General features: G+C 66.4%; 12 protein-coding genes. 1 reads left to right on the forward strand and 11 read right to left on the reverse strand.

Going from position 1 to position 11,025, the window contains the following annotated elements; translation table 11 throughout:
* Positions 1-236: 236 nt before the first annotated feature.
* Both ACEQZD_RS13820 and dacB read right to left on the reverse strand, forming a co-directional pair.
* Entirely contained in the window at positions 237-905 is a 669-nt protein-coding gene (locus tag ACEQZD_RS13820; RefSeq protein ID WP_142949580.1) for a glutathione S-transferase family protein, read from the reverse strand.
* A 92-nt stretch (positions 906-997) separates the two neighbouring features.
* Entirely contained in the window at positions 998-2,485 is a 1,488-nt protein-coding gene (gene dacB, locus ACEQZD_RS13825; RefSeq protein ID WP_370186175.1) for a D-alanyl-D-alanine carboxypeptidase/D-alanyl-D-alanine-endopeptidase, read from the reverse strand.
* Between the two features lie 192 nt (positions 2,486-2,677).
* Here dacB and ACEQZD_RS13830 point away from each other — a divergent pair, with 192 nt between their 5' ends.
* A complete protein-coding gene (locus ACEQZD_RS13830; RefSeq protein ID WP_142949578.1) occupies positions 2,678-3,040 on the forward strand; it encodes a DUF6164 family protein in 363 nt (120 codons plus the stop codon).
* A gap of 157 nt (positions 3,041-3,197) precedes the next feature.
* On the opposite strand, the gene lipA is transcribed toward ACEQZD_RS13830, so the two are convergent.
* From lipA to ACEQZD_RS13875, 9 genes are all read right to left on the reverse strand, one after another.
* Positions 3,198-4,202, reverse strand: a complete 1,005-nt coding sequence (gene lipA, locus ACEQZD_RS13835) for a lipoyl synthase (protein WP_142949577.1) — start codon at positions 4,200-4,202, stop codon at positions 3,198-3,200.
* A 17-nt stretch (positions 4,203-4,219) separates the two neighbouring features.
* Complete coding sequence (gene lipB / locus ACEQZD_RS13840; RefSeq protein ID WP_142949576.1) at positions 4,220-4,897, reverse strand: lipoyl(octanoyl) transferase LipB; 678 nt, start codon at positions 4,895-4,897, stop codon at positions 4,220-4,222.
* Between the two features lie 13 nt (positions 4,898-4,910).
* Entirely contained in the window at positions 4,911-5,180 is a 270-nt protein-coding gene (locus tag ACEQZD_RS13845) for a YbeD family protein (RefSeq protein WP_142949575.1), read from the reverse strand.
* A 26-nt stretch (positions 5,181-5,206) separates the two neighbouring features.
* Positions 5,207-6,079 carry a D-amino acid aminotransferase gene (locus tag ACEQZD_RS13850; protein WP_142949574.1) on the reverse strand — a complete coding sequence of 291 codons (873 nt, stop codon included), beginning with the start codon at positions 6,077-6,079 and terminating at the stop codon, positions 5,207-5,209.
* Positions 6,080-6,088: 9 nt separating this feature from the next.
* On the reverse strand, positions 6,089-7,261 hold the full coding sequence (locus ACEQZD_RS13855) for a D-alanyl-D-alanine carboxypeptidase family protein (protein WP_142949573.1): 1,173 nt from the start codon (positions 7,259-7,261) through the stop codon (positions 6,089-6,091).
* A gap of 21 nt (positions 7,262-7,282) precedes the next feature.
* Complete coding sequence (locus ACEQZD_RS13860) at positions 7,283-8,179, reverse strand: septal ring lytic transglycosylase RlpA family protein (protein WP_321196229.1); 897 nt, start codon at positions 8,177-8,179, stop codon at positions 7,283-7,285.
* A complete protein-coding gene (mltB, locus tag ACEQZD_RS13865; protein ID WP_255442586.1) occupies positions 8,176-9,225 on the reverse strand; it encodes a lytic murein transglycosylase B in 1,050 nt (349 codons plus the stop codon). The genes ACEQZD_RS13860 and mltB overlap by 4 nt, the downstream gene beginning before the upstream one ends.
* Positions 9,226-9,237: 12 nt before the next feature.
* Positions 9,238-10,377: a rod shape-determining protein RodA gene (rodA, locus tag ACEQZD_RS13870; RefSeq protein WP_142949572.1), complete on the reverse strand. Its 1,140-nt coding sequence runs from the start codon at positions 10,375-10,377 to the stop codon at positions 9,238-9,240.
* The coding region (locus ACEQZD_RS13875) for a penicillin-binding transpeptidase domain-containing protein (RefSeq protein WP_370186179.1) at positions 10,374-11,025 on the reverse strand (652 nt) is incomplete at its 5' end. The genes rodA and ACEQZD_RS13875, both read right to left, overlap by 4 nt.

Raw genomic sequence — 11,025 nt, forward strand, 5'->3', positions numbered from 1 at the left:
TACAGCAGAATCATGTTTCCCCAGACCAGTGAGTCAGCCGAAAGCTTGATGCCAAGCCATTTTTTGCATTTGAGAATAGGGCAGCCGGGGCCCTTAAAACAGTAACTTACTGTTAATGCTTGTAAGAATAACGACCTATGCAATTAGCGTCATTGGACTTTAGTGGAAAGCGGACCCGGGTCACAGTTCGCGGCGATACGGTGCGCCCCGGGGCCGAAAAGGGAGGGGGAAAGGGTTCAGCCGAGCAGTTCCAGCGGGCCGGTGCGTTCGATGCCGCGCTGATAGGCCGGGCGGGCTTCCACGCGCTGGATAAAGTCGCGGATGTGCGGCAGGGCGTCCAGGTTGGCGCGGGCGCCGGCGGCCTGCAGCGGGAAACTCATCTGCACGTCGGCGGCGGTCAGTTCTTCGCCGGCGAACCAGGTGTGGCTGGCGAGGTGGCTTTCCACCAGGCGCAGCTGCTCTTCAATGCGCGGCTGCACGAAGCCGCCCACCATGCCGCCGCTGATTTTCTTGGCGATCGGCTTGGCGAAGAACGGCATCGGCGCCTTCGGCACCCGGCTGAAGATCAGCTTCATGACCATCAGCGGCATCAGCGAGCCTTCCGCGTAGTGCAGCCAGTATTGGTAGTTCAGCCAGTTGGGGTCGTCCACGGCGGGCTTGAGGCGGCCACCGCCGTGCTTTTCCACCAGGTACTCGATAATGGCGCCGGACTCCGCCACCACGGTGTCGCCGTCGGTGATCACCGGCGACTTGCCCAGGGGATGCACCCGGCGCAACGAGTCGGGCGCCAGCATGGTGTTGGGATCGCGCTTGTAGTGCTCGATCTCGTAGGGAATGCCGAGTTCCTCGAGCAGCCAGACGATGCGTTGCGAGCGGGATTTTTCCAGATGGTGGACGATGATCATTGAGCTTCCCCGATACGGTAAGGGTGATGAATGCAGCGCAGAGCATAGCATCGGGTGGCCGGCTTTACCGTCAAGGTGGGGCGCTCCGGCCGTCAGCCCCCGGCGCCGGGAGTGCCGGCTTCGTTCCGGGTCACCGCCGCGGCCTGGGCGCCGGGCAGGCGGTGCACCGCTTCCAGCACGTCGTCGAGCACCGCCTGGCTTTTCCAGGCCGACGGTGTGTTAACGATGGCGGACACCGCCCAGGTGGTGTTGTTGCTGTCGCGGGTGAAGCCGGCCACCGCGCGCACATTGGTCAGTGAGCCGGTTTTTATGTGGCCTTCGCCGCGCAGGCCGGTGTCACGCAGCCGGTTGTGCATGGTGCCGTCCATGGCCACCAGCGGCAGGGACGCGATCAGCTCGGCGGCGAACGGGCTGCGCCAGGCCTGCTGCAGCATCTTGATCTGTTCCATGGGGCTCATACGCGCGTCGCGGGACAGGCCGGCGCCGTTGTCTAGCACCACCGCGCGTGGATCCATGCCTTTCAGCGCCATCCAGTCCTTGATGGTGCGCTCGGCGGCGGCCAGGTCGTCGCGGTCTTCCGCCAGCCGGTGTTCGGCGCCGATGGTCAGGTAGAGCTGGCGCGCCATCACGTTGCTGCTCCACTTGTTGATGTCGCGGACCATGGTGACCAGGTCCGGCGATGAGGTGGTGGCGAGCAGGTCGACGCCCGCCGGCAGGCGGTCGAAACGGGTGGCGCCGGTGATGGTGCCGCCCAGCTGTTTCCACAGGCCGCGAATAATGGCGGCGGTGTAGGTTTCCTGGCTCATCAGCGACAGATAGTTGCCGGCCCGGCAGCCCGGCGGCAGCGAGCCGGAGACCGTGACGGTGATACGGCCGTTGTCCTGGTAGCTGGGTTCCACCTTGAGACGGCGGCCGGAGGGGCAGCGGCCGCCGCTGGTCAGGGTGATCTGATTGTCCAGTGTGATGGCGTCGGCGACCGGGTCCACCCAGGCGCTGACGCCGTCCTTGCGGGCGGCGAACTGAAAGTGGAACACGTTCAGGTTGGTGAGCAGCGCGTGGGGCTCCACCAGGAAAGGGGCGTGGGGGTTGTCGCCGTCGTCGTCGAAATGCGGCTGGCCGTGGGGCAGCCGGAAGTAGGAATCGTCCAGCACCAGGTCGCCCTGGACCTGACGGATGCCGTAGGCGCGCAGGTCGCGCAGCAGCTGCCAGAGGCGCTCCTCGGTGAGCTTGGGGTCACCGGCGCCGACCAGAAACAGGTCGCCCTCGAGCACGTCGCCGTTCAATTCCCCGTTGGTGTAAACGCGGGTGTGCCATTTGAAGCTGGGGCCGAGCAGCTCCAGCGCCGCGTAGGTGGTCAGCAGCTTCATGGTGGAGCCCGGGTTCATCACCCGGTCCGCGTTGACGAAGCGCGCCTCGCCCGGGCCGTCCAGGGGCACGGCGGCGAGGGCCAGGGCTTCATCCGGCAGTTGCAGGGCTTCCATGCGCTCCATGATCCGGTCCGGCCAGTCTTCGGCGCCGGCGGGGGCGGTCAGGAGGGTGGCGGCGACAACAATCGACAGAACACGAACGGCAAGCCGCATAAGTCCGGAACTCTCCCTGTTTAGGGTCCAACGGGTTAGTGAACACTAGCGTAAAGGAAAAGCCGGGGGCGGTCAGGAGGGCGATGGTGGGGTAATTGTAAATTCTTCCAGCGCGCCACGGGGCGGGGTTCGCCGCCGGGGTTTGCTATAGTGGCGGCGCCGTTCGTCCACCTGCCCAAAGAGGAAACCTGGATGTCGAAATTGTTGCTTAACCTGCGCCGGGTACCCGACGACGAGCGCGATGAAATTTGTGCGCTGCTGGATCAGCACGGCATCCCCCATTACCAGACCGAACCCAGCGTCTGGGGCGTCTCCGCCGGCGGCATCTGGCTGAGCGACGATCAGGATTGGGAGCGGGCCCGGCCGCTGCTGGCGGACTATCAGCGGCGCCGTCTTGAGCAACAGCGCGCCGCCTTCGAACAGGCGCACCGGCGCGGCGAACCCACCACCGTGTGGCGCAACCTGCGCGCCCGGCCGCTGCGGGCGGTGGCGTTTCTGATCGCCGCCATCGCGGTGCTGCTAATCACAGTGGTGCCGTTCGTGACGCTGGGTTGACCCGCCTTGTGCGAGCGGACCCTGCCCGCGAAAGGGAGCAAAGCTCCCGGCAGGATCCCAGAGACCTGTCTAACGGCAGCTCCCTCAGCCTCTCTGGGATCCTGCCGGGTGGCTGGACGCCACCCTTTCGCGGGCGAGGCCCGCTCCTACAAGTTGGTTAGAGCTCGCGGGCCAGGTTCTCCGGATCGCCGACGTCGATGCCCTTGTGCTGCAGGTCGGCGTGGTAGGAGCTGCGCACCATGGGGCCGGAGGCCACCGAGGTGAAGCCCATCTTGCGGCCTTCCACGGCGAACATCTTGAAGTCGTCCGGGTGCACATAGCGCTCCACCGGCGCGTGGAATTTGCTGGGCTGCAGGTACTGGCCGATGGTGATCATGTCGACGCCGTGGTCGCGCAGGTCGCGCAGCGTTTCCAGCACCTGATCGTTGGTCTCGCCCAGGCCCACCATGATGCCGGACTTGGTGGGCACGTCCGGACGCCGCTCGCCGAAGCGCTGCAGCAGGTCCAGGGAATGCTGGTAGCGGGCGCCGGGCCGGGCTTTTTTGTACAGGTGCGGCACCGTTTCGATGTTGTGGTTGAACACGTCCGGCGGGGTGGCGTCGAGAATATCCAGGGCGTCGTCCAGGCAGGGCCGGAAATCCGGGGTCAGGATCTCCACCTTGGTGTCCGGGCTCAGGGCGCGCACTTCGCGGATGCACTCGGCGAAGTGGGCAGCGCCGCCGTCGGGCAGGTCGTCCCGATCCACCGAGGTGATCACCACGTACTTGAGCCCCAGGTCGGCCACCGATTCCGCCAGATGCTTGGGCTCATCCGGGTCCAGCCCGTTGGGGCGGCCGAAGCCCACGTCGCAGAACGAGCAGCGGCGCGTACAGATGTCGCCCATGATCATGAAGGTGGCGGTGCCGCCGCCGAAGCATTCCGGCAGGTTGGGGCAGGCCGCTTCCTCGCACACGGTGTGCAGCTTCTGCTTGCGCAGCATCGATTTGATGCGCTGGATCTCGCCGTTGGCGGGCACCCGCACGCGGATCCAGTCCGGTTTGCGCTCGCGGGCCGGGCGGACTTCATTGACCAGCGGAATGGTGCGGACCTTGTCGGCGCCGCGTAGTTTGTCGCCGACTTTAACCTTCGCTTTCACCGGGCGGTGGGCCTGGGCTTCGCTCATGGGAACGTCTCTCGAAGTTATCTGCCTTGTGGGCTCTGCAATGGAGTGTACCAGTCCGGCGGCGGGGCTGTCCGGGGGGTGAGCCCCAGCCGGCGCGACAGAATGGTAACCAGATCCTGCTCCAGCGCCTGGCGGGACACCGTCACGCCTTCAGCGGCCAGGCTGGTGACCGGCTGCCCGGCGTAGCCGCAGGGGTTGATGCGTCGCCAGGGCGCCGGGTCCCGCTCGCGGTTGAGCGACAGGCCGTGGTAGCTGCCGCGCTGGCGGATGCGCAGCCCCAGCGAGGCGATCTTGGCGCCGGCCACATAGACGCCGGGGGCGCCGGGCCGGTTCTCCGCGTCCAGACCCTGGTCGCGCAGGTATTCCACCACGCTGTCCTCAATGGCGGTGACCACGGCGCGGGCGCCCAGGCCCAGCCGGCGCACGTCCAGCAGCAGGTAGACCACCGTCTGCCCGGGGCCGTGGTAGGTCACCTGGCCGCCCCGGTCACTGTGCACCACCGGGATGTCGCCGGGGTCAAGGATGTGCTCCGGTTTGCCGGCCTGGCCCAGGGTATAAACCGGCGGGTGCTCCAGCACCCAGAGTTCGTCGCCGGTGTGCGCGTCGCGCTGCTCGGTGAAATCCTTCATCGCCTGCCAGCAGGACGGGTAGTCCACTCTGGGGAAATGACGCACGGTGACCGGCGTGGTGGGCATGGCGGGCGCCGGCTCAGAGGGTGATTTTGACGTGCGGGCAGGCATCCAGATCCCGGTAGATGCTTTCCACCTGTTCGCGGTGGCGCAGCGTCACGCTGGCGGTGATCGACACGAAGTTGCCCTTGGTGCTGGGGCGGCTGCTCAGGTGGGCGTGGCGGTCGAAATCCGCCACATGCTGTTCCAGGATGTCCGCCACCGCGTCTTCCAGGGGCGCATCGGCGGCGCCCATGACCTTGAGCTGCATGTCGTGGGGAAAGTCCCACAGGTCTTCGCGGATCGCCATGGTCGGTCTCTCTTTCGTTCAGTGTCTCAGTCCAGGCCGCAAAGGCGGCGCTTGAACTGAATATAGTGGCGCGACAGCGTTTTCCAAGTGGCACCGGGCCGGCCGTCGCCCACCGGGCGGTCGTTCAGGCGGGTGATCGGCACTACATCCTTGGTGGAGCTGCTCACCCAGATTTCGTCGGCGTCGTGGAGCCGCGCTTCGGGAATCTCCCGCTCCACCACCGGGATACCGTGCTCGCGGCACAGCTCCACCACCAGGTCGCGGGTGATGCCGCCCAGAATGCGGGCGCTGTGCGGCGGCGTACTCACCTCGTCGTTATGCACCGTGAACACGTTGCTGGCGGCGCCTTCGGTGACCAGGCCCTCGCGCAGCAGCACCGCTTCCACGGCGCCGGACGCCACCGCCTGCTGGCGCAGCAGGATATTGGGCAGCAGCGAAATCGACTTGATGTCGCAGCGTGCCCAGCGGGTGTCCGCCAGGGTGATGGCCGCCGCGCCCCGGGTCTGGTGCAGGCTGTCGGCGGCGGGCACCGGGATCGGCGCGCTGGTAAGAAACACGGTGGGCGCCACCGGCGGATCCGGAAAGGCGTGATCGCGCTTGTCGGCCACGCCGCGGGTGATCTGCAGATACACGGACAGATTGCCGCCGCCATTGGCGGCCACCATCTCCTCGCAGAGCCGCCGCCATCCGGCCCGGTCGTGGGGGTTGGCGATGGACACCTCCGCCAGCGACCGTTCCAGGCGCTGCAGATGAGCGTCGAGGCGGAACAGCACGCCGTTGAAGGCGGGGATCACCTCGTAGACGCCGTCGGCGAACAGAAAGCCCCGGTCCATGGGCGAAATACGGGCCCGCTCCGGGTCCAGGAATTCGCCGTTAAGGTAGACCTTGCCGTTCGCCATGAGCGGCCTCTAGCTGAACAATCCTTTAAAGAACAATACGACGTGGTCCCAGATCTTGGCAAAGAAGCCGGCTTCTTCCACGTTTTCCAGCGCCACCAGCGGGCGCTGCGCCACGGTCTCGTCGGCCAGGGTGACCGTCAGGGTGCCGTACTGTTCGCCTTCGCGGATCGGCGCGCGCAGCTCCGGCCGGATCGACATGGACGCCTTCAGCTGGTCCTGGCTGTCCTTGGGCACGGTGAGAATCAGGTCCTCTTCCAGGCCCAGACGCACCTGATTGGCGGCGCCCATCCATACCGCCGGCGTGTCGAGCACGTCGCCGGCGCCGTAGCCTTCATAGGTCTCGTAGAAGCGGAAGCCGTAGCTCAGCAGCTTCTGGGATTCGCGCGCCCGCGCCGCCTCGGAATCGGTGCCCATCACCACCGCGATCAGGCGCATGCCGTTCTGCTTGGCGGAGGACACCAGGCAGTAGCCGGCTTCCTCGGTGTGGCCGGTTTTCAGGCCGTCGACGCTGTCGTCCCGCCACAGCAGCAGGTTGCGGTTGTGCTGGGTGATGCCGTTGTAGGTGAATTCCTTCTGGGCGTAGAGATCATAGTGTTCCGGGAAGTCACGGATGATCGCCCGCGCCAGAATCGCCAGGTCGTGGGCGGTGGTGTAGTGGTTCTCCGCCGGCCAGCCGGTGGCGTTCATGAAGTGGGTGTCGTCCATGCCCAGTTCGCGGGCCTGGTTGTTCATCAGGTCGGCGAAGGCTTCCTCGGAGCCGGCCACGTACTCGGCCAGGGCGACGCTGGCGTCATTGCCGGATTGGATCACCACGCCTTTCAGCAAATCCTGCACCGATACCCGGGTGCCTTCCTGAATGAACATGCGCGAGCCGCCCATGCGCCACGCCTTGACGCTGATCGGCACCATCTCCTGTTCGGTGATATTGCCGGCGGCGATCTCCTTTTCCACCAGATAGGCGGTCATCATTTTGGTGAGACTGGCCGGCGGCAGCTCCTGCTCGGCGTTGTGCTCGACGATCACCTGGCCGCTTTTGGCGTCCATCAACAGATAGCCGCGTGCGTCCACGTCGGGGGCGCGGGGTATCAGGCCGTTGGCGGCGCTCAGCGGCGCCAGGGTGAGCAGGGAGAGACAGATGAACACCCGGAACAGCAGGGTTTGCGGGGAAAGGTATTGAGTCATCATTTCAGCCTTACGGGCGGATCAGTTCACGGGGATGGGTGGGGTAAAGCCCGCCTGGCGTATCGCCTGGCGGGCCCGGTCGCGGGCCTCGTTGCTGGCAAACGGGCCCAGCCATACTTTGTACAGGGCACTGCTTTCCGGCTGCCGCACGGACACCGGCAGTTTCAGTTCGTCGCGCAGGGCACGCTCCAGGTTGCGGGCGCTGTCCAGGGCCTGGAAGGCGCCCGCCTGCAAGTACAGTTCGTCGCCCTCGGCGGCCTTGGCCGTGTCCGGCGGCGGGCTGTCCACGGCGGCGCGCACGGCGGTGGGCACCGTGCCTTCGCGGCTGGGCTTGACCTTCTCGCGCACGGTCAGGGCCTCCACGCGCACGCGGCCGGTGCCCTTGCCCTCGATGCCGAGCCGCGCCGCCGCCGCCCAGGACAAGTCGATAATGCGCTCGGAATGGAACGGGCCACGGTCGTTGACGCGCACCACCAGGCTTTTGCCGTTGTCCAGGTTGGTGACCCGGGCGTAGGTGGGCAGCGGCAGGGTCCGGTGGGCGGCGGTGAAGCGGTACATATCGAACGGCTCACCGCTGGAGGTGCGGTAGCCGTGGAACTTGCGCCCGTACCAGGAGGCCAGGCCCTCTTCTTCATAGCCGGCGGCGGATTCCATTACCTGGTAGGTCTTGCCCCAGACGCTGTAAGTCTTGGGGTTGCCGTAGGCGCTCAGCGGCTCCTCTTTCGGCACCGGCTCGGGTTGGCTTTCCACGTCCGGGCGCTGCTCGGGTCCGGAATCCACCTTGTGCTCGTAGCGGTCGGAGCCGGGCGCGCCGTCGGCCGGCTTCGGCGTCTGGGCGGGGGGCTCGGTGGGCGCCGGCGCGGTGGCGCAGGCGCCCAGGGCGAGAGCCGTGGTGACGATAACAAGCGCTCTAATCACAGAGATCGGGCCTCCAGGGCATCGGCGATACGGTGGGACAGTTGCAATACCGCCATGGCGTACAGTTCGCTGTGGTTATAACGGGTAATGACATAAAAGTTGTCGCTTACCAGCCAGAACTCGTGGCCATCGTCGCCGATCAGGTCGAGCATCGCCACGGAGGTGTCGGCCGGCAGGTCGAAACAGTAGTCGCTGCTCAGGCTATCACCCTCGCAGGATACTGCCACTACGCCGTTCTTCCGGGCCTGCGCCAGCGTAAAGCCCGGCTTGTAACCCTTTTTCACCAGCGCGTCGTAATCGTCGCCGTCGACGCGGGCACGGGCGGCCACCGGCAGGCCGGGCTGCCACTTGTGCGCGGCGAAGTAGCTGGCCACGCTGCCGATGGCGTCCGCCGGGCTGTTGACCAGGTCGATCACGTCATCGCCGTCGAAATCCACGGCGTAGGCCTGGTAGCTGGTGGGAATGAACTGCGGGAAGCCCATGGCGCCGGCGTAGGAGCCGGTGATGGTGCTGGCGTCGATGTGCGCGTCGCGCTCCATTTCGAACAGCGCCACCAACTGCTTGCGGAAAAACGACGCCCGCGGTGGATAGTCGAAGCCCAGCGTGGCCAGGGCGTCGAGCACCCGGTAGCGGCCTTTGTTGCGGCCGTAGCTGGTTTCCACGCCGATAATGGCGAGAATGATCTCGCGGGGCACATCGTATTTCTGCTCGGCGCGGGCCAGGGTGTCGGCGTGTTCGCGGGCGAACTGGACCCCCTGTTCCACCCGGGTATCGGTCAGAAAGATGCGGCTGTACTCGGCCCAGGTGAGGGATTTCTCTGCCGGCCGGGCGATGGCTTCCAGAATGCTGTCCTGGCGTTTGGCGTCGGCCAGCAGGCGGCGCACCCGGTCGGTATCGAAACCCCGTTCGCCGAGCGCCTCGATCACCGCGCCGGCTTCCGGATGTTCCGCGTAATTGCTGGTTTTGGTGGTCTCGGCCAGGGCGGCACCGTTGAGCAGGACGCCCGCCAGGGTCGCCCGCAGTACAACCGACAATCCTTTTTTCACCAACTCTCTCCTTTAATACGTCATCAGACGGCGATGGGTGTGAATCGACATCAGCATGCCGAAGCTGGCCATCAGGGTTACGATCGAGGTGCCACCATAGCTCACCAGGGGTAAGGGTACGCCCACCACCGGTAAGAGTCCGGACACCATGCCGACGTTCACAAAAATATAAATAAAAAACGTCATTGTCAGCGCCGCCGCCAGCAGCCGCGAGAAGGTCTCCTGGGCCTGCCAGCTGATAAAAAAGCCGCGCCCGACGATCACCAGATAGATCGAGATCAGCAGCACGAAGCCGATCAGGCCGAACTCCTCGCCGAGCACGGCGAGAATGAAGTCGGTGGACGATTCGGGCAGAAAATCCAGCCGCGACTGGGTGCCGTCCAGCCAGCCCTTGCCGGTGACGCCGCCGGAGCCGATGGCGGTCTTCGACTGGATAATGTTCCAGCCGGCGCCGCGCGGGTCCGCCTCCGGGTTGAGGAAGGTGTCCACCCGGCTGCGCTGGTAGTCGTGCAGGACGAAGAAATACATCAGCGGCGCGGCGATCACCAGCACCAGCACCGCCAGGCTGATCAGCCGCCAGGACAGGCCGGCCATGAACAGCACCACCAGGCCGGCGGCGGCAATCAGGATCGAGGTGCCCAGGTCCGGCTGCACCGCGATCATCACCACCGGCAGGAAAATCAGCCCCAGCGCCGCCAGCACGTCCAGCTTGTTGGGCGGCAGGTTCCGTTCGCTGAAGAACCAGGCCACCATCGCCGGCACCGCCAGTTTCATCAGCTCGGCGGGCTGGAAACGGCCGATGCCCGGCAACGTCAGCCAGCGGGTGGCGCCCTTGGCCTCGGTGCCGACCAGCACCACCAGGGCCAGCAGGATTACGCCGATGGCGTAGATCACCGGGGTCCAGAAGCGGTAACTGCGCGGCGGGATCTGCGCCAGCACCAGCAGCACCAGAAAGCCCGCGCCCAACCGGATCGACTGGCGCACCACCAGGTTCAGGTCGCCGCCGCCGGCGCTGTAGAGCACGGCGAGCCCGCCCAGCACCAGAAGCAACAGTGCCGTCAGCAACGGCGCGTCCAGGTGCAGGCGCGCCGACAGCTTGGTGCCGAGACCGCCGCCCAGGGGCATCTGCCGTTGGTATTCCCGTACGCTCATGGGGTGCCTCCCGGGGTCGTGCCGGCGGTTTGCGTTTGCGGGGTGCGGTTCAGCGGCGGCGGCACCGCCAGCTCGCCGTTGTCGTCGAGCAGCCAGGCGTCCATTACCTGGCGCGCCACCGGGCCGGCGGTGGAGCCGCCGTGGCGGCCGTTTTCCACCAGCACCGCCACCGCGATGGCGGGCTCTTCCACCGGCGCGAAGGCGATGATCAGGGCGTGGTCGAGCAGCCGCTCGGCCAGTTCGTCCTCGTTGTAGGTCTCTTCCTGGCCCACCGAGAACACCTGGGAGGTGCCGGTCTTGGCGCCCATCCGGTAGGGCGCCCCTTCGGCCATGACCTTGGCGGTGCCGCGCTCGCCATGGACCACCTCGGCCATGGTGTCCTCCATGCGCTGCCAGTTTTCCGAATGGCGCAGCGTGACGTCCGGCCGCGGCGGCACGCGCAGGGCGTCGGCGGCCAGGGTGGGCGTCACCTGCTTGCCGTGATGGGCGAGAATCGCGGTGGCGGTGGCCAGCTGCAGCGGCGTGGCAAGCATGAAGCCCTGGCCGATGCTGGCGTTGATGGTGTCGCCGTGGTACCAGGTGGCGCCGCGCGCCGCGCGTTTCCACTCCTTGGACGGCAGTAGCCCCGAGGACTCGTTGAACAGGTCG

This window comes from Alloalcanivorax sp. (genome assembly GCF_964221125.1).
Classification (GTDB): domain Bacteria; phylum Pseudomonadota; class Gammaproteobacteria; order Pseudomonadales; family Alcanivoracaceae; genus Alloalcanivorax; species Alloalcanivorax venustensis.